The organism is Arthrobacter crystallopoietes, assembly GCF_002849715.1.
In the GTDB taxonomy this organism is placed as follows: domain Bacteria; phylum Actinomycetota; class Actinomycetes; order Actinomycetales; family Micrococcaceae; genus Crystallibacter; species Crystallibacter crystallopoietes.
The window spans coordinates 553,384-571,264 of the sequence record NZ_CP018863.1; the positions used below are offsets into that span (position 1 = coordinate 553,384).

Annotated in this window: 14 protein-coding genes; 6 read left to right on the forward strand and 8 right to left on the reverse strand. The window is 65.7% G+C overall.

Going from position 1 to position 17,881, the window contains the following annotated elements; genetic code table 11:
- Nucleotides 1-58 precede the first annotated feature (58 nt).
- Nucleotides 59-1,153, reverse strand: a complete 1,095-nt coding sequence (ssd, locus tag AC20117_RS02660) for a septum site-determining protein Ssd (protein ID WP_158300426.1) — start codon at nt 1,151-1,153, stop codon at nt 59-61.
- 175 nt (nt 1,154-1,328) lie between these two features.
- On the opposite strand from ssd, the gene AC20117_RS02665 reads away from it, so the two are divergent.
- The gene (locus tag AC20117_RS02665; protein WP_074701100.1) at nt 1,329-3,038 is read left to right on the forward strand and encodes a bifunctional 3'-5' exonuclease/DNA polymerase; all 1,710 of its coding nucleotides are present in this window, start codon (nt 1,329-1,331) and stop codon (nt 3,036-3,038) included.
- 1,517 nt (nt 3,039-4,555) lie between these two features.
- Here AC20117_RS02665 and AC20117_RS02670 read toward each other — a convergent pair.
- Genes AC20117_RS02670 through AC20117_RS02680 form a run of 3 tightly spaced genes read right to left on the reverse strand, consistent with a single transcriptional unit; the run spans nt 4,556 to nt 7,801 of the window.
- Entirely contained in the window at nt 4,556-5,275 is a 720-nt protein-coding gene (locus tag AC20117_RS02670; protein WP_074701099.1) for an NUDIX hydrolase, read from the reverse strand.
- Nucleotides 5,272-6,099, reverse strand: coding sequence for an endonuclease III (gene nth, locus AC20117_RS02675; RefSeq protein ID WP_418202236.1), 828 nt, complete (start codon nt 6,097-6,099; stop codon nt 5,272-5,274). Before nth ends, AC20117_RS02670 begins: the two co-directional genes overlap by 4 nt.
- Complete coding sequence (locus AC20117_RS02680) at nt 6,086-7,801, reverse strand: YihY/virulence factor BrkB family protein (protein WP_139186792.1); 1,716 nt, start codon at nt 7,799-7,801, stop codon at nt 6,086-6,088. Before AC20117_RS02680 ends, nth begins: the two co-directional genes overlap by 14 nt.
- Before the next feature lie 278 nt (nt 7,802-8,079).
- On the opposite strand from AC20117_RS02680, the gene acs reads away from it, so the two are divergent.
- The 3 genes from acs to AC20117_RS02695 all read left to right on the forward strand — a co-directional run bounded on the left by acs (nt 8,080) and on the right by AC20117_RS02695 (nt 11,711).
- Nucleotides 8,080-10,053: an acetate--CoA ligase gene (acs, locus tag AC20117_RS02685; RefSeq protein WP_074701097.1), complete on the forward strand. Its 1,974-nt coding sequence runs from the start codon at nt 8,080-8,082 to the stop codon at nt 10,051-10,053.
- A gap of 135 nt (nt 10,054-10,188) precedes the next feature.
- Nucleotides 10,189-10,647: a type II 3-dehydroquinate dehydratase gene (gene aroQ, locus AC20117_RS02690; protein WP_074701096.1), complete on the forward strand. Its 459-nt coding sequence runs from the start codon at nt 10,189-10,191 to the stop codon at nt 10,645-10,647.
- 8 nt (nt 10,648-10,655) lie between these two features.
- Nucleotides 10,656-11,711, forward strand: coding sequence for a DUF2332 domain-containing protein (locus AC20117_RS02695; RefSeq protein ID WP_083339763.1), 1,056 nt, complete (start codon nt 10,656-10,658; stop codon nt 11,709-11,711).
- 27 nt (nt 11,712-11,738) lie between these two features.
- Here AC20117_RS02695 and AC20117_RS02700 read toward each other — a convergent pair whose 3' ends face one another.
- Nucleotides 11,739-12,926, reverse strand: coding sequence for a MarP family serine protease (locus AC20117_RS02700; protein ID WP_074701095.1), 1,188 nt, complete (start codon nt 12,924-12,926; stop codon nt 11,739-11,741).
- A gap of 258 nt (nt 12,927-13,184) precedes the next feature.
- Here AC20117_RS02700 and AC20117_RS02705 point away from each other — a divergent pair, with 258 nt between their 5' ends.
- Nucleotides 13,185-13,862 (forward strand): Crp/Fnr family transcriptional regulator, encoded by a 678-nt coding sequence (locus AC20117_RS02705; RefSeq protein WP_074701094.1) that lies wholly within the window; start codon nt 13,185-13,187, stop codon nt 13,860-13,862.
- Nucleotides 13,863-14,021: 159 nt separating this feature from the next.
- Here the strand turns inward: AC20117_RS02705 and AC20117_RS02710 are convergent, their stop codons facing one another.
- From AC20117_RS02710 to AC20117_RS02720, 3 genes are read right to left on the reverse strand one after another with little or no spacing between them, the layout of a single operon-like run.
- Nucleotides 14,022-14,957 (reverse strand): NUDIX hydrolase, encoded by a 936-nt coding sequence (locus AC20117_RS02710; protein WP_074701093.1) that lies wholly within the window; start codon nt 14,955-14,957, stop codon nt 14,022-14,024.
- Nucleotides 14,941-15,435, reverse strand: a complete 495-nt coding sequence (locus AC20117_RS02715) for a RidA family protein (protein ID WP_074701092.1) — start codon at nt 15,433-15,435, stop codon at nt 14,941-14,943. The genes AC20117_RS02710 and AC20117_RS02715 overlap by 17 nt, the downstream gene beginning before the upstream one ends.
- Nucleotide 15,436: 1 nt before the next feature.
- Nucleotides 15,437-15,592 (reverse strand): Sp36 family protein, encoded by a 156-nt coding sequence (locus AC20117_RS02720; protein ID WP_074701091.1) that lies wholly within the window; start codon nt 15,590-15,592, stop codon nt 15,437-15,439.
- A 36-nt stretch (nt 15,593-15,628) separates the two neighbouring features.
- Here AC20117_RS02720 and AC20117_RS02725 point away from each other — a divergent pair, with 36 nt between their 5' ends.
- Entirely contained in the window at nt 15,629-17,881 is a 2,253-nt protein-coding gene (locus AC20117_RS02725) for a transglycosylase domain-containing protein (protein WP_074701090.1), read from the forward strand.

Here is a 17,881-nt window from a genome sequence, read left to right on the forward strand (position 1 = left end):
GACCCTACAGGCCCGGTTGCGGCACGGCGGCCGCGAGAGCCAGCTGGTACGGCCATGGTCAACGCTCCTTGCTTGGTAGATGCATGATCTGCCGCGCCAGCCTTCTCACCGGCCGCCGGACCCTGCGGCTCTGGCCTCTTTCCAACAGCCTTCCGGTTTCCTGCACCAGCCCCATCCCGCGAAGCCGAGGAACATACCCTGCGAGTTCAAGCCCCGCCGAAGCGGCCGCCAACTCTTCGTCCAGTCCCGCAGGCAACGGCCCGCGGACCACCGCACTGACTGTCAGCGGGTGCAGGATTTCCGCCGCGGCACGGGCTGCGAGAACACCGCGGGTGCCGGAAGGCATCAACAGCAGGGCTTGATCAGCGGTATCCAGCCAGCGGTCCAGCCCCTGCTGGACCCGGCCGGCGTCTATGACCACGAGCGAAAATCCTTCCGACGCCGCAGCCATAACGCCGCCAATGGCGTGTGCCGGCACGTCCAATGCCGGCGATGAGGTTTCGCCGCCTCCCCAGGACAGCACGGAGAATCCGTTAGTGACCGGCAACGAAGCCCTCAGCTGGGCCGGGTTGACGGCTCCCTTCACCCCAGCCAGATCCGGCCAGCGCAACCCGGTCAGCGGTTCGGGCGCCAGCCCGAGGTCGAGCCCGCTACCGAGCTGGTCCGTGTCCACCAACAGGGTAGACACTCCCTGTGCCGCCGTCTCCGCGGCGAGCCAGCAGGCCAGCGTGGAGCAGCCAATGCCGCCAGTGGCGCCCAGCACGGCCACCACGGTCCCCGCGCCGTCCCGCTGCCTGTTCCTGCTCAAATACTCTGCCAACCACGCGGCCGCGTCCGGCAGCACGGCCACGCGGTGGGCGGCAACCATCGCGGCCTGTTCCCAGAGCAGCACGGATTCCTCCGGGAAGCCGGCCACAATGACATCCGCTCCCAGCCTAGGCATCCGGGAGGCAGCATCGCTGCCCAGTACCAGGACGCTCCCGTCCGGAACCCGCCCCAGATCCTGCACGGCCACAATCCGCAGGCCCACTCCGGCTGCGGCCGCGATCCTGGCGACTTCATCGCGCAATCTCGCCGCCTCGGTGACCAGCAGTACCTCGGGCATGCCGTGCTCCGGTGTCCACGGCTGGGCTGTTGAAATCTGCTCCTGCATGTTCCGAGACTGGCTGTCCCTGCCTGCCGCCGACACCCGCCTGCACCGGATTGTGCAAACCCCGAAAACCTTCCGCCGCTGTGGAGGAGAACTGCCGACAGCTCCCATCCGCAGTCTGCGGGCATCTCACGCTCAGCCGGCAGAGGAACCCGGCGAAACAGGAGAAACTGGAGACATGTACATGGTCCTTGCCCCTGCTGCGCCCGGCGCCGGCACTGCTTCGCGGGACGGGCAGGCCTTCTGTCTCCAACCCGCAGACGCAACGGGCGCACCCACCGGCCCCGCCGCCGTCGTAAGCCTTGCAGACCTTCCCGGCGCCGTCCGCCGTGCCGAGCAAGGACGTGTCCGTTGGGTCTGGGACACGACGCGGAGCAGTTACCTGCCGATGCTCAAGGCGGGAGCGAGCGTGGAGCGTTGCCACGATCTGACCCTGACCCGCAACATCCTGTCGCTGTCCGAGTTCGCGCCCGGCAGCGATTATGTCCTGTCCTTGCGGCGGTCCGCCGTGACGGATGAAGAACGTGACGGCTTGCCCCGCCAGGTCCTGCCTGTGCCTGATTCGCCGGATCAGTTCACGCTCTTTGATTCGCCGCAGCCCCGCGGTAGAAGCGTGCATGAACTGATCCGGGAGCTGCAAGACCAACTGGCAGCTGTTGCTGGGTCATCCCGGCGCGGACGGCTCCAGTTGCTGGTGGCAGCCGAATCCGCAGGCGCGCTCATCGCCGTCGAAATGGAATACGCCGGCGTGCCCTGGCGCGAAGACATCCACGAGCAGATCCTGGCAGGATTCCTCGGTCCGCGTCCGCGCAACGGCGAGCGCCCCCTTGAGCTGGAGAGGCTCGTCGCCCGGCTGCGCGAGCTGCTGGACAACCCACGCTTCAACCCGGATTCCGCCCAGGAGCTGCTACGCGCCCTGCACCGCGCCGGGATAGAGGTCAAGAGCACCAGATCGTGGGAACTGCAGGAACACAACCACCCGGCCATTGCCCCGCTGCTCGAATACAAGAAGCTCTCGAGGCTGCATTCGGCCAACGGCTGGACCTGGCTGGATACCTGGGTGCGGAACGGCCGCTTCCGGCCCGAATACATTGTGGGCGGGGTGGTAACCGGCCGCTGGGCGTCACGCGGCGGCGGCGCGCTGCAGATTCCGCAGCAGATCCGCGACGCCGCCCGCCCGGACCCCGGCCACAAGCTCGTGGTGGCCGATGCCGCCCAGCTTGAGCCGCGGGTGCTGGCCGCGTTGGCCCAGGACTCCGCGCTCGCGGCGGCAGCCCGGGGCAAGGATCTGTACCAGGGCATCGCCGACGTGGGATTCGGCGGCGACCGGGCCAAGGCGAAAGTGGCCATGCTGGGAGCCATGTACGGCGCGACTACCGGCGAATCCGGCCGGCTGGTGCCGCAGCTGACGCGGACCTACCCGCGGGCCATCGGCATCCTCGAACGTGCCGCGCGGACGGGCGAAGCCGGCGGCATCGTCAGCAGTTATCTGGGGCGGAGCTGCGCCACTCCCTCGGAACGCTGGCTGCAGGCGCAGCGGACCACCACGGCGGAGGAACAGCGCCGGGCGGACAGCATCGCCCGCACCAGGGGACGTTTCACACGTAATTTCATCATCCAGTCGACAGCAGCGGAATGGGCCTTGTGCTGGCTCGCAGAATTACGACGGCGGCTGCGCAGCGCAGCGGCGGACGGCACCTATGTGGGGGAACTGGTGTTCTTCCTGCACGACGAAGTGATGCTGCACGCGAACGCGGACCAGATCCAGCTGGTGTGCCGGATTGTTGAAGAGTCGGCGGCGGAGGCTACGCGGCTGATGTTCGGTCCGATCCCGATCGAGTTCGCCGTCAGCATCGCGGTGGTGGATTCCTACGCCGATGCGAAGTAGCGGTTATCCACAAGTAGCAGAGGGGCCATGGCATTGGCGCCTGCCGTCCCCCTAGGCTCGAACCAACGTTGTTCGACCGGCCCAGACCGGCAGCTGACAGGGGGTGCTGGTGCCAATCTTGACTATCGATACAGAGGCTATGCTCGTCTCGGCTGCCGCGGCGCAGGGTGCTGCGGACAGATCCGCGGACTTGCGCGTCGACGCCGTCTCGCGAACTGCCGCGGCGGCGGGAATGTCAGGCTGGGAGACGGAGGCGATGGAATGGGGGCAGGCGTACGACGACGCCGCCGTCCAGATCCTCACCTCGCTTGAGCGGCTCGGCTCGGCCTATGCGTCCGCCGGGTTCCATACCCGGGCCGCGGCCGAGCTCTACCGCTTTACCGAGCAACTGGCCAGTGGGAAGGACCATCCCTATGCGGCGCCGCAGGAGCCGGCAGCGCCCGCGCTGTGCCGGCAACTGCCGGTCTCCGCAGTCGGCGGCAGGATCCCGGTCCTTCCCGAGTTCGGACAGTTCATCGCAGACGCCGCCGGTGAAAGGTGGCCTTCGGGCGATGCCGACGCCATGCGGGCTACCGCTGGCGCCTGGCGAATGGTTGGCGCAGATCTCCGTGCGCTCGGCAGCGAAGCCTTGCGCACCACCACAGCCCCGTTGGCCGGACAGCGGGGAGCAGACATCGTGCTGCTCGAGTCGCATCAGGAGGAGTTGTACCTCAGTGCCGTGGCCGTCGCCGAAGGGTGCGATGCCTTGGGGAGGGACTGCGACGAGCTGGCAGGCGCGGTAGAGGAAGCACACGCCGCCCTGGTCCAGGAAGCCCGGGACTTCGGCTTGCAGATCGCCGCGCTGATCGGCATGGGAGCAGTGACAGCCTGGCTGACCGCCGGTGGCGGACTCATCATTACCACCGGCCTTGTCGCCACCAGAGTTGGCCAGGCCGTAGCGGCGTTCCTGGCTGCCACCGGCAGGCTCGGTACCCAGGTGAAACCGCTGATTACCACCACCCTCGATATCTCCCGGAAACTGGCCGGCATCGGAAGGCTGACGGAACTTGCACAGCGCTCGTTGCCCGGGCCGCTGGGCATGCAGGCGGTGGCCATGGGCACCTTCGCCCGATCGGCGCTCCATTCCGCACCGGTAGCTGCTGCCCGCAGCTTTGCTGCCAAGCATGCAAGCTTGGCAGCAAAGCAAGGTGACCGGCTGCTCAGTGTTGCCGCCAGCGGGCCGGAGGCGTTGCTGACCGGGGCCCTAACTGGAGCTGTGCGAAAAGAGGCCCAAGGCGCTGCGGGGATGGTGGCAAAACAAGTACGCCCGGTTGCCGGCCGCGCCGGCGTCCGCATGCTCAATCCCGACGTCGTCTCACCGGCAGTCCTCGGAGCCTACTCCGCCTACGGCTGGTACTCCCGTATGAACAACACAATGAAGGTCTGGGAGAAAGAGGGCTGGCTGGGTTCCTCCCGCTACCGCTCCGGCCCGCCGCGGGTGGACCCGGCCAGCGTCTGGTTTCCGGCGCCGCTGAAGTTCAAGCTTGGGACGGGTCCTCAACCGGAGCAACCGGGCGCAGCGGCGCGGGGATCTCATGGGACTGGTCCCATGGGATTGTCCAGCCCAGATCGTCGAAAAGATGACTTAGCAGTATCGCGGTGAAGCCCCAGACAATGACGTTATGGACCAGGAAGCCGGGGCTCTTGAAAACCTGTCCTTCCCGCCGGACAACTGTCGTACGCCGGTTGGCGGGATTAAGCAGGTCGGCCACGGGCACCCGGAAGACCTGGGCAGACTCGGCGAAGTCGACCACGGCTACCGGCGACGGCGCGGACCACCAGGCCACTACTGGGGTGACCAGAAAATTGCTGACCGACAGCGGAATCTCCGGCAGCACACCAAGCACTTCCACTCCGGTGGCATCGAGCCCCGTTTCCTCCACTGCTTCACGCAGGGCCGCGGCAATCGGCCCGTCGTCTTCGGGGTCGATTCCGCCGCCGGGAAACGCTACCTGTCCGGGGTGGGAGGACAAGGTGGTTGCCCGTTCCACGAACAGTACGTCCAGGTCATCGGGGACAGCCGACTCATGGAATTGGGATGGCGTGCTGTCCAGCGCCCCGAACAACAGCAGGACCGCTGCCGCCCGGGATTCCTCGTCGTCGAGCTCGACGTTGTACCAGCCCTCACGGTCCCGTACGGACAGCCGCTCTTCCATGGGGACGTTCAGAAGCTGCTGCAGATCGGACTTCGCGCTCATGCATCCAGCTTAAAGCCGGCCGCGCGCAGTTCCGCACGGCTCTCGCCGGCCCGCATCCTGGCCAGCAGCTCCTCGCGCCCGGGGGCAAGTTCATATTTGAGCAGCTTGGCCGCCTTGTCCGGGTCGACTTCGCCTTCCCCGAAGGACGGACAAAGCGCCGCTACCGGGCAGACACCGCAGGCTGGCTTGCGTGCATGGCAGATCCGCCGGCCGTGGAAAATGACGCGATGCGAAACCATCGTCCAGTCTTTGGGTTCGAAAAGCTCTGCAACATCGAACTCGACCTTGACCGCGTCGGTGGCATCGGTCCAGCCGAAACGGCGGGCCAGCCGGCCGAAGTGAGTGTCCACGCTGATGCCGGGAACGCCGAAGGCATTGGCCAGCACGACGTTTGCCGTTTTCCTCCCGACACCTGGAAGTGTGACCAGGTCTTCCAGCCGGCCGGGGACTTCGCCGTCGAACTCGTCGACGATCCTGTTGGACAACGCCAGAACGCTGGCCGTCTTGGCCCTGAAGAATCCGGTGGGCCGGAGCATCTCCTGCAACTCGGCTTCATCAGCTTCGGCCATGGCCCGGGCATCCGGATAACGGGCGAACAACGCGGGCGTCGTGGCATTGATCCGGACGTCAGTCGTCTGGGCCGAGAGCACCGTGGCAACGAGCAGTTCGAAGGGGTTACGGAAATCCAGTTCCGCAACCGCGTAGGGGTACTGCTCTGCCAGTATCTTGTTGATGCGGCGCGCGCGGCGTTTGAGGGCCAGCGGGGACTCATCCGGACTGATCTTGCGTCGCGCCACGGGCCGCTGGCCCTTAAGCGCGTTCAATGTTGGTGAGATCCCTGAGCACGCCAACCCGGCCGTCGGTGTGCTGGACGAGGAACTCATCCCCGCGGTCCTGCAGCGCCAAAATCCAGGCGCCCGGTTCCAGCATGAAGGCTACTTCACCCGTGTTTTCGTCGTATGTCGGCCGGGTACGGCCGACGGCGAACCAGAAGGCTTCATAAGTGACATCCTCGTCGGATTCCTCGATGTGATCCCGGGTGGCGCTGATCGGTTCAGCGGCGTCAAGCCTGGTCCCTTCGGTGCTTGCGCCCGCTACCGAACCCATGGCCGCAGTTTTCGGCATTTCGGACTCGGACCGTCCTTCGGCCCGGTCTTCGGAGCGTCCGGTCTCGACTGTCTGGGCGGCAGGAGCAGTTTGTGATGCGCTGGGCTGCTCGCCGGCGGATTCGCCGGAAGCAGCTACCCCGGCGTCCGGCTGCTCCTTGCCGGCATCCGGTCCTCTGGATCCCGCACCGGCGATGCTGTCCGCCTCGGTCACTTCCCCGCGGTCCTGCGGCCGTGCCGCGTCCTTCGCCGCCCGGGCCGACGAAGCCGCACTCGACTCCTTGGCCGATTGCTTGGCGTCGGCTTCAGCCGTCACCTCGTCGTCGGACATCGGAATGCCCACTGCCTCGCCATCGGCGGCGCCGGGGGCCGTGAGATCCTCGTTCCCCGCTGCCTCACCGTTTCGCGCCGATGAAGTTTCTTTCTTCGAGTCTGCCTTGCCCGCTTCCGCCGCAGCGGCCACACCGGCCACGCCCGCGGCGCCTGTCCCGGCAGGCGCCGCGAAATCAGCGGCGGAACCGGACGGTGCTGCAGCACCGGTGCCATGGGGCTGGGAACCGGTCCTCGCCTCACCCGAAACGCCCGTCGGCCCGGCAGCCTCATGCGAGCGGCCCTGCGGCGCAACGCCGGAACGGCCCTGATCACGAGTTCCCTTGTCTTTGCCTGGAGCACCGGCCCCTGCGTTGGATGCCGTTGCGAATGCTCCGTGGGTGCCGGGGCCGGAAAGGCCGGCAGCGGCGCCGGACGCGGCACCGGTTGCAGCTGCTGCACCGCCCTTGGTGCCGAGCCCCGTTGAATTGGTGGCCTTCGCCCCCCTTGTCGAAGAACCGGCTGCACCCGCCTTCACTGCTGAGCCATTTGTTGCCTGTTCCGTCCCCTGTCCGGCTTCTGCCGTGACCGGTTTGGGCGCTTTGGCCCGGGCCGGAATCGCATCCCGCGCAATCGGATGTGCCGGCGTTTCGAGCCGCCCTGCAAAATCTGCCCGGAACTGTGGAATCCAGCGTGCGCAAACGGTGGCGGCGAGCAGACCGAGACTGCCGATGAAGCCGATCGCGGCGCTAAGGCTGAATGCGCTGACCAGCGTCAGGAAGAAGTATCCGGTAGTAAACGAAGCCACTACCGAGGCGAACTGGTCCACGGACAGTGAGCCGATGCGCAGCTTTGTCTTCGGTGCCAGCCGGCGGATGATAAACAGCGCCAACACCATGGCCGGCAGCAGAATACTCAGACCAAGGCGGAAGAGGTTGGAGGAATTCCACTGGTTCAGCCCGATTCCCTGAATGACAGCGGTGGGCAGCACTGAGGCCAGGAACAGCAGCACCACGGACAGTGCCACGGCAACGTCCCGCACAGTGAACGGCCCGGCTACTGCCTCGCTGACGCCGTCCGAAGTGGTTACTGCGTGATCTGTCATAGTCATTCTCCGATCGTCGCGGCCAAAGCAGGCCTTGGCAGAGCTTGCGCTGGTCTCAGCGTAGTCAAGGAAGTAAGCCATCACTAGCCGAACCGCGGTGTCCGCAGGAGCCGTTCGACACCCTTTTTCACCGCTCACCGCAGAATTACGTCCTTTTACATCCGAACCTGTGACCCGTGCCACGATGACTAAGCGCAGGGACTAATGTGATGATCAGCACGAGTGGCCGCCCGTCCTGGCGGAATGTGCCACGCACAGCCGCAACACCACGAAAGGGTCTTCATATGTCTGAAGCCAACGGAACCCAGCCCGCCACGAGCGATGCCCTGGAAAACCTGCTGCAGGAGAACCGGAAGTTCGCGCCGAGCGAGGAATTCGCCGCGAACGCGGTGGTCAAGCCCGGCATCTATGAGGAGGCCGACGCCGATCATGAAGCCTTCTGGGCGAAGCAGGCACGGGAACTGTTGTCCTGGAACGAAGACTTCACCCAGACTCTGGACTGGTCGGATGCGCCGTTTGCCAAATGGTTTGTCGGCGGGACGCTCAACGCGGCATACAACGCGCTGGACCGCCACGTGGAGAACGGGCTCGGCGACCGAGTGGCCATCTACTTCGAGGGCGAGCCGGGCGACTCCCGCTCCTACACGTACGCCCAGCTGACCGAAGAGGTCAAGAAGGCGGCCAACGCGTTCGAGTCCCTCGGCTTGGCCAAGGGCGACCGGGTTGCCGTCTACCTGCCGATGATCCCCGAAGCGGTCATCACCATGCTCGCCTGCGCCCGCATCGGTGCCATCCATTCGGTGGTCTTCGGCGGTTTCTCCGCGGACGCCCTGCGCAGCCGCATCGACGATGCCGAGGCCAAGCTCGTGGTGACCTCGGACGGCACGTACCGCCGCGGCAAGCCCAGCCCGCTGAAGCCGGCCGTGGACGCCGCCCTGGAAGCTAAGGGTCATTCCGTCAGCAGCGTCGTCGTCGTCAAGCGCAACGGCGAGCCCGTGGACTGGCACGAGGGCCGCGACCGCTGGTGGCACGAAGTGGTGGAATCCGCGTCCGCGGACCATACCCCGGTGCCGCATGACGCCGAGCACCCGCTGTTCATCCTGTACACCTCCGGCACCACCGGCAAGCCCAAGGGCATCCTGCACACCACCGGCGGGTTCCTGGCCCAGAGCGCGTTCACGCACAAGGCCACCTTCGACCTGCACGCCGAGACCGACGTGTACTGGTGCACCGCGGACATCGGCTGGGTCACCGGCCACACCTACGTGACCTACGCGCCGCTGATCAACGGCGCCACCCAGTTGATGTACGAGGGCACACCGGACACCCCCCACCAGGGCCGCTGGTGGGAACTGGTGGAGAAGTACAAGGTGTCCATCATGTACACCGCGCCCACCGCGATCCGCACCATGATGAAGTGGGGCGAAGACATTCCAGCGAAATTCGACCTGTCCTCCATCCGGGTCCTCGGCTCCGTGGGCGAGCCGATCAACCCGGAAGCCTGGATGTGGTACCGCCGCGTCATCGGCGGGGACAAGGCCCCGATCGTGGACACCTGGTGGCAGACCGAAACCGGCGCGCACATGATTGCCCCGATGCCCGGCATCACGGAAACCAAACCCGGTTCGGCACAGACTCCGGTGCCCGGCATCGCCGTCGACGTCGTCGACGAGATGGGCCAGTCGGTGCCCAACGGCCATGGCGGCTACCTGGTCATCCGCAAGCCGTGGCCGGCCATGCTCCGCGGCATCTGGGGTGATCCGGAACGCTACAAGGAGACCTACTGGTCCCGCTTCGACAACATGTACTTCGCCGGCGACGGCGCCAAGAAGGACGACGACGGCGACTTCTGGCTCCTCGGCCGCGTCGACGATGTCATGAACGTCTCCGGCCACCGCCTGTCCACCACGGAGATCGAATCCGCCTTGGTAAGCCATCCCTCGGTGGCCGAAGCCGCCGTCGTCGGCGCCTCGGACGAAACCACGGGCGAAGCAGTCGTGGCGTTCGTGATCCTCCGCGGCAATGCCGTCGAAGACCCGGAGATCGTCACCACCCTGCGCAACCATGTGGGCAAGGAAATCGGTCCGATCGCCAAGCCGCGCCAGATCCTGGTGGTGCCGGAACTGCCCAAGACCCGCTCCGGCAAGATCATGCGTCGTCTGCTCAAGGACATCGCTGAAGGCCGCGAAGCCGGCGACTCCAGCACCCTGGCGGACAACACCGTGATGCAGCAGATCACTTCCTCGCTCAAGGGCTGAAACCTGCGCACCAGATGCGGCGGCGGCGGCCGGCAGGACATCCTGCCGGCCGCCGCCCTTCGTTTCGGGGCAGGTCCCGTCGGGAGGCCGTAACGCGGCTCGGGGGCGCGTCCGCCGCTGAGGCATAGTTAAGCCATGACTTCGCAATCCGCCGGTACGGCAGACAAGAAAATCCTGGTTCTCAACGGCCCCAACCTGAACCTGCTGGGGACCAGGGAACCCGCCATCTACGGCTCGGCCACACTGGCAGACGTAGAGCAGCTCGCCGCGCAGACAGCCAAGGCCCACGGACTAGGCACTACCTGCTTCCAGTCCAACCATGAGGGCGAACTCATCGACGCCATCCACGGGGCCCGCGGCACCGCAGCCGGCATCGTGATCAATCCCGGCGCGTACACCCACACCTCCGTGGCACTACGGGATGCGCTCTCCGGCGTCGAGCTTCCCGTGGTGGAAGTGCACATCAGCAACATCCACCGTCGCGAGGAGTTCCGCCACCACTCCTACATCTCCGGTATTGCCCAGGCCGTTATTGCCGGCGCGGGCATCAGCGGCTACAAGTTCGCGATCGATCTGCTCGCCGAAGCCCTCTAGCCGGCCTGATGGACGCGGGCAGCGGTGCCGGACCGGGAGCTGGCCGGAGTTCCGGAGGCGGCAGCGGCGCAGTTTCAGGGACGGGTTCGAGTACGGCGGACTGGTACCGCAATTTCAGTCTGTTCGAGGCGCGCGGGCAGTCCGACTGCTATGCGGAGTGGACGCTGGCCATCAGCAAGGATCGGCAGCTACTGGCCCTGATCGACGCGCTGCCTTATGCCAAGCGCCAGCCGAACCTTGTCCTCGCCGCGGCCAGGTTCGCCGGTGCCGGCATCACCCCCTATACGGCATTCCGGCAGTTCATGTTCTCCCGCTGGCCGCAGGTACGCCGGGTCATCCTGAACCGCTCCACGCAGACCAATGAACCGGGCCGCTGCGCGGTCTTCCTTCCCTCGCTGGCCGGCATCGCCGCGGCCGAAGGCAGACCGCTGGCGCTGCTGGAGGTCGGCGCTTCCGCGGGACTGGTGCTGTTTCCGGACCGCTACCGTTACCAGTACAACGGCGGCCCTGTCCTTGCGGGGCCGGCCTCGGCCCCGGACTCGCCGGTGCTGAGCTGTGCCGTCACCGGACCTGCACCGCTTCCGTCCGAGCTGCCGACGATCAGCTGGCGGGCCGGCATCGACCTGAATCCATTGGACAGCGCGAACGACGACGACGTCGCGTGGCTCCAAGCGCTGGTCTGGCCGGAACAGGAGTTCAGGCAGCAGCGGCTGCGGTCGGCCCTGGCGATAGCCCGGCAGGATCCCCCGCGGCTGGTCGCCGGCGACCTTAACCAGCGCCTTGCGGAAGTGGTTGCCGAGGCACCTGCGGAAGCGGCCGTCGTCGTACTTCATTCAGCAGTGCTGGCCTACCTGGCTCCGCCCGAACGGCGGAAGTTCGCGCAGACAGTGCGGGAGCTTGGCGTGCACTGGCTGTCCAACGAAGGCGCACAGGTGCTGCCGCAACCCGGCGACGGGCCCGAAGGTATCGACGCCGACCATGTGCGCGGCAGATTCGTGCTCCGGCACAACGGCCGTCCCGTTGCGCTCACGGGCCCGCACGGCCAGTCATTGGACTGGCTCTAATACCGCCGGCAGCTTGGGATCCTGGCGCTACTTCCGGATGCATTGCCCGGCGGACACCGTCTCCTGGTAGACCATGGCGTTATCGATGACCGGCCGGATTTCGTCCAGGGACAGCGCGTAGCCTACCGGCACGTCGTCGGTGGCTTTGGCGAAAACGAGACCGGCGATGCGCCCGTCCTGGTCCAGCAGCGGGCCGCCGGAGTTCCCCTGCTCCACGTCGGCGGCCAGCGTGTAGACCTCCAGTTCCTCCGGGTCAGCGCCATAGATGTTCTGCACCAGTACGGTGGACAGGCCCTGCACTGTGGCGGGCTGGCTCTGGAAGGGACCGCCGGCCGGGTAGCCCTGGAAGGCGGCCAGCGTGCCGTCGGCCAACTCCTCCCCTACCGGCAGCGGGCGCACGTCCAGGCCTTCCACGGCCAGCACGGCGATATCGTGGACCGGATCGAAATGCACCACGCGGCCCGGCAGGACCCGGCCGTCCGGGATCTCCACCACGGGCTCGTTCACGGACGCCACCACATGGGCGTTGGTCATCACACGGTCCGGCGCGATCACGAAGCCCGAGCCGGTCTGGTTCTGGCCGCACTGGAATGCGGTGCCGGCGATCTTCACCACGGATTCGGCGGCCTCGTTCAGTGCGGCCGTATCCGCGCCCGCGTCCGGAACCGGCACCGGGTCGGAGGGCGCCACGCCGTCGATCACCTGGGGAATGCCGTCCTGGACGGCGATGGACCGAGCCTGCGCCAGCCAGGATTTCACCGGGGCCGGCGTCAGGGAATCGATGGTCTGGATGACCTTCGAACCGGCGATCTGCTGCGAGACAAACGGCACACCCAGGGCGCTGATGCTGAAGGCCAGCATCGACATCACCAGTGCTGCGACGGCCACGTTGGCGGCTCCGCCCAGCAGCCGGTCCACCGGTCTCACCGGGGGAAAGTCGAGCCTTCGCCGGATTGCACGGCCGATACCCGAGCCCATGGCGTGGCCCAGGATCACCAGCAGGACCGCGACGGCGATGATCGCGGTCAGGCGCCAACCAGGGTCCGGTACCCACATGCTCACAAAAGGAACCGACAGGAATGCGGCGATGGCACCAAGGACAAACCCGACGATGCCGCCCAGCGTCACCAGGAAGCCCTTGCGCAGCCCCCCAACCAGATAGGCGAGCAGGATCAGGATCAGGACAATGTCCAGGATCGTCAGGCCAAAAAGCAAGCTGTCTCCATCGGGGCCGGAAGTTTAGGCATTAGTCTAGTATCCGAGGCTGGGAATATGCCGGGCCGCTGCTACGTTCTGCGCTACGGCACCTCAGACAACGCTGTCTTCCCATTGCACTGACCACCATTTTCCTCATCCCTAAGCGAAACGCGCCTGTGGAAGATGTCACAAGTGCTTTATATACGGCAAAATGGGACGCAGTGCCTAGCTGACGAGCAGCCGGCTGACCGCCGCAAGACTGAAACAGGAGACTCCATGGACATTGAGATATTACGCCGCGCACCGCTTTTCGCTTCCCTCGACGATGATGTGTTTGCCGCACTGACCGACGAGCTGACCGAAGTGGACCTTTCCCGCGGCGCCTCAGTGTTCCGTGAAGGCGATCAGGGCGACCAGCTGTATTTCATCGTCTCCGGCAAGATCAAGCTCGGCCGCACCGCTGCCGACGGCCGCGAAAACCTGGTGGCCATCCTCGGCCCGGGCGAGCTGTTCGGCGAAATGGCACTGTTCGATCCGAGCCCGCGCAGCACCTCGGCCACCGCGGTCTCCGAGACCCGCCTGGCTGGCCTGAAGAACGAAAACCTCCGTGGCCTGCTCGAAACCCGCCCCGAGGTCTCCGCCCAGCTGCTGCAGGCATTGGCCCGCCGCCTGCGCCGCACAAATGACTCGCTGGCCGACCTGGTCTTCTCGGACGTTCCCGGCCGCGTGGCCAAGGCCCTGTTGGACCTTGCCGACCGCTTCGGCCGTCCGGCCACGGACGGTGTCCTGGTGGCCCACGAGCTGACCCAGGAAGAGCTGGCCCAGCTGGTCGGCGCTTCGCGTGAAACCGTCAACAAGGCCCTCGCCGAGTTCGTCCAGCGCGGCTGGCTGCGCCTGGAAGCCCGCGCAGTGGTCATTCTCGACATCCAGCGGCTGCGCCAGCGCTCCCGCTAAACGCTTACATTCCGCTTCGATTGGGGTTTCTGCTTACGGGGGGCAGCCGTAGGCAGAAACCCAAAACGCAGCAAAGCGGAAAAATAACGACGGCGACGCTCACCTTGGAAGGTAAGCGTCGCCGTCGTTATCTCTACTGCGGAACTTGTGCTGCGGAAATTACCGTCCGCGCTGCAGCGAACCGCCTTCGGGGGCGGTGAGGGTCTCGACTTCGAGCATCGGCTCGCCCTCCACCAGAACCAGTTCCGGATGATAGACGCGCAGCGGCCGCTTGTGGGACAGGTAGGCAATGCAGCCGCGGGCGGAAGCAATCTTTTCGAGAATTGTTTCCACCGCAGGTGAGGAGACCTCGCTGAGGTTCAGCCCGCGGGTGTCTTCCTGGTCCGCCAGATCCCCGAGTGCGGAGGTGTTCCGCTCTGCAATCACTTTGCCGGCGCAGACCCAGGACGCCCAGACACCCTTGCCAGCCAGCAGGCTCGGCTGCTGGCTGACCGGCTGTGCCGCGGCGAAGTACCTTGTATCGAACCGGCGGTGGGCGAAGTCCGGGCTGAGCCACCGCGAGAGCGGCTTCAACAGGTCGGTGCGCAGCCCCAGTCCCCAGCGGTCCAGCAGCTGCGGAAAGCTCTTTTCCTGCTCCGCGACCGCCAGGCGTGCGCGCATCCATTCCTCGCTGTCGCCGCCCTCGACCAGGGATGACTCGTCCTGCCCGGCCAGCAGGATGCCGCTCTCTTCGAACAGTTCCCTGATGGCGGCCACCACAAGAGCCCGGGCGTGCTGATGATCTTCCAAGCCCATCAGCTGGGCCCATTTGGCCGCCGACGGCCCGTACCACGGCACCGGCTCGAAGTCCGCCTCGTCATCGATAGTTCCCCCGGGGAACGCGATGGCGCCCAGCGGCGAACTGCCGGAGCGGTACCCAAGGTAAGTCTGGGTACCCTCCGGGCTGTCGCGGATCAGGACAACGGACGACGCGTACCGCGGTTTGCGCGGCGTGCGCTCGCCATGGTCGAACCAGCTGCGGGCGGCCTCCAGCTGGTCCGGCGGAAGCCGGAACAGGCGCTTGGTCTGCCGAAGCGGACTAGCTGAACTCGGCAATCAGTTCCACCTCAACCGGAGAGTCGAGCGGCAGAACGGCAACGCCGACGGCGGAACGGGCATGTGCGCCTGCCTCGCCGAAAACCTTGCCGAGCAGCTCGGAAGCGCCGTTGATGACAGCCGGCTGGCCGGTGAAGTCCGTCTCCGAGGCCACGAACCCGACTACCTTGACGATCCGTGTGACACGGTCCAGGTCGCCGATGACGCTCTTAACGGCGGCCAGTGCGTTGATGGCGCAAGTGGCAGCGAGCTCTTTGGCCTGCTCGGCCGAGACAGAACTTGAGACGTTGCCCACTTTGCCCTTGGCGGCCAGTTCACCGTTAACCATCGGCAGCTGGCCGGAGGTGTAGACGTAGTCGCCGGACACGACGGCGGGCACGTAGGCGGCTACGGGAGCGACCACCTCGGGCAGGGTCAGGCCGAGTTCAGCCAGGCGCTCTTCTACGGCGGAAACGGCGGACTGCTGTGGCTGCGTCATGTTACTGCTTCTCCCTCTTCAGGTAGGCAACGAGATTGGTGGAATCGGGTCCGGGAACTACCTGCACGAGCTCCCAGCCGTCCTCTCCCCATTGGTCCAGAATCTGCTTCGTGGCGTGAATAATGAGCGGAACTGTGGCGTATTCCCATTTGGTCATAAGTCAACCGTAACGCGTGCTTGTAAACTAGAGCCCATGGCGGCTCGTAAATCCCCTTTTTTTGACACTGCTACAACGCTGGGCAAAATCATGGCGTTCCTTGGCATCAGTGCGCTCTGCGGCGTGCTCGCTGCCGGATTGCTGGTGCCCGCAGCGGCCGTAGCCGGTGTGGGGGCGACCTCGTCCATCGACTATTTCGACCAGCTGCCGGATGAGCTGCAGACCAGCCCGCTCTCCCAGCCCTCCAAGATCTACTCGGCGGACGGCAAGCTGATTGCCACCTTCTACGCCGAGAACCGCGTCCCGGTGACGCTGGACAAGGTCTCGGAGCACATGCAGAACGCCATCATCTCCATTGAAGATGTGCGCTACTACGAGCATGGCGGCGTGGATCCGCAGGGCATCATGCGCGCGGCCATGAGCAACATGGCCGGCGGCGACCTGCAGGGTGCTTCCACCTTGACCATGCAGTACGTGAACAACGTGCTCATCGACGCCGGTGCTTCCGCCGGCAAGAGCGCCGACGAACTGACCATCAGCGGCACCAAGTCCATCGGCGACAAGTTGCGCGAAGCCAAGCTGGCCATCGCCGTCGAAAAGGAATACTCCAAGGAAGAGATCCTGCAGGGCTACCTGAACATCGTGCTCTTCAGCGGCCAGACCTACGGCATTGAAGCCGCGGCGCAGACCTTCTTCGGAGTCCCGGCAGCCAAGCTGAACATCGCACAGTCCGCCATGCTCGCGGGCATGGTGCAGTCCCCCAACTACTTCAATCCGGTGTCAAATCCGGAAGCGACCATTGAACGCCGCAACACGGTGCTGGCCGCGATGCTGAGCAACCAGAAAATCACCCAGGAAGAGTATGACAAGGCGGTGGCCTCGGACCTGGGCGTCGACCTGCAGCCGGTTCGTTCGGGCTGTGTCGCCGCGAATTTCGCCGACTACTTCTGCAGCTATGTGCAGCACGTCATCATGCAGTCTGATGCTTTCGGCGCCGACGCCACCGAGCGGTCCAAGCTGCTGGCCCGCGGCGGCCTGAAGATCCAGACCACCTTGGATTCCCGCCTCCAGAAGTCCGCCCAGGAAAACGTTGAAGAGCAGGTTCCCATGGGCGACGAGTCCGGGGCCGGTTCGGCCATGGTGACCGTGGAGCCCGGAACCGGCAAGATCCTGTCGATGGCCCAGAACACCAATTACAGTCCGGAACAAGGGGCCGAGAACACCGAGCTGAACTTCAACGTGGATGCCGACATGGGCGGCACCGCCTACGGCTTCCAGCCCGGCTCCACCATGAAGCCGTTCACCACGGTGGCGTGGCTGGAGTCCGGCCGGAAGCTGAACGATCGGATCGATGCCAGCCGCACCATGTACCCGGCCGGCTACGACTGGAACGCCAGCTGCCTGCCCGCCGGGGCCTGGTTCGACAAGTGGGACTTCAAGAACGCAATCTCCGGCTGGGAGCGGACCATGACCGTCAGCGAAGGGCTGACGAAGTCGATCAACTCCGCCACCGCCGCGCAGGCCGCCATGCTGGATCTCTGCGATATCCGCGATGCCGCCACCCGCATGGGTGTTCATCGCGCGGTCGACGGCGAGCCGTTCGAGGTCAACAGTCCGTCGTTCGTGATCGGCGGCCAGGAAGTCGCACCGATCACCATGGCAGCGTCCTTCGCTACGTTCGCCAGCGGCGGCATCTACTGCAAGCCCATCGCGCTGACGTCGGTCAAGGATGCGCAGGGCAAGGAATACGAAGTACCCAAGGAATCCTGCGAGCGGGCCCTCTCCAAGGATGTGGCCAACGCCGTGACTATCCCGCTCGAGAACCTCGTGGCGGACAGCCCCGGCTACATGCGGCCCATGGGCTTCCCTGCCGCTGCCAAGACCGGAACCACAGACGTGTCCGAGCAGACCTGGACGGTCGGCTACACCACCGGCCTCGCCACCGCATCGTGGGTGGGTAACTGGACCTCGTACGATTCCCTCAACAACATTCCCATCAACGGCGTTTCCCGCGACTACGTGGACGGCGCCACCATCGCCGGCGCCCAGTGGACCGACTACATGATGGACGTTGCACCGCTTTACGAAACGAATGCGTTTGAGAACCCGCCGAACAGCATCGTGAACCCGGCGCAGTCCCAGCCCCGGCAGTCCCAGAACAATGGCCGCGGTTCGGGCAACGGCGGATCAAACAACGACGGCGGCTCCGAGGACCGCGGCAACGGCAACAACGGCCGTGGAAACGGCGGAAACGGGAACGGTAACGGCGGCGGAAATGATGACGACTGA

Bases quoted from the DNA above. Each gene is read 5' to 3' on its own strand.
- AC20117_RS02670 (WP_074701099.1), bottom strand. From the start codon at position 5,275: ATGAGCGCGAAGTCCGATCTGCAGCAGCTTCTGAACGTCCCCATGGAA.
- aroQ (WP_074701096.1), top strand. From the start codon at position 10,189: ATGACTTCGCAATCCGCCGGTACGGCAGACAAGAAAATCCTGGTTCTC.
- AC20117_RS02720 (WP_074701091.1), bottom strand. From the start codon at position 15,592: ATGACCAAATGGGAATACGCCACAGTTCCGCTCATTATTCACGCCACG.
- acs (WP_074701097.1), top strand. From the start codon at position 8,080: ATGTCTGAAGCCAACGGAACCCAGCCCGCCACGAGCGATGCCCTGGAA.
- AC20117_RS02715 (WP_074701092.1), bottom strand. From the start codon at position 15,435: ATGACGCAGCCACAGCAGTCCGCCGTTTCCGCCGTAGAAGAGCGCCTG.
- AC20117_RS02680 (WP_139186792.1), bottom strand. From the start codon at position 7,801: ATGACTATGACAGATCACGCAGTAACCACTTCGGACGGCGTCAGCGAG.
- AC20117_RS02725 (WP_074701090.1), top strand. From the start codon at position 15,629: ATGGCGGCTCGTAAATCCCCTTTTTTTGACACTGCTACAACGCTGGGC.
- AC20117_RS02665 (WP_074701100.1), top strand. From the start codon at position 1,329: ATGTACATGGTCCTTGCCCCTGCTGCGCCCGGCGCCGGCACTGCTTCG.
- ssd (WP_158300426.1), bottom strand. From the start codon at position 1,153: ATGCAGGAGCAGATTTCAACAGCCCAGCCGTGGACACCGGAGCACGGC.
- AC20117_RS02695 (WP_083339763.1), top strand. From the start codon at position 10,656: ATGGACGCGGGCAGCGGTGCCGGACCGGGAGCTGGCCGGAGTTCCGGA.
- AC20117_RS02705 (WP_074701094.1), top strand. From the start codon at position 13,185: ATGGACATTGAGATATTACGCCGCGCACCGCTTTTCGCTTCCCTCGAC.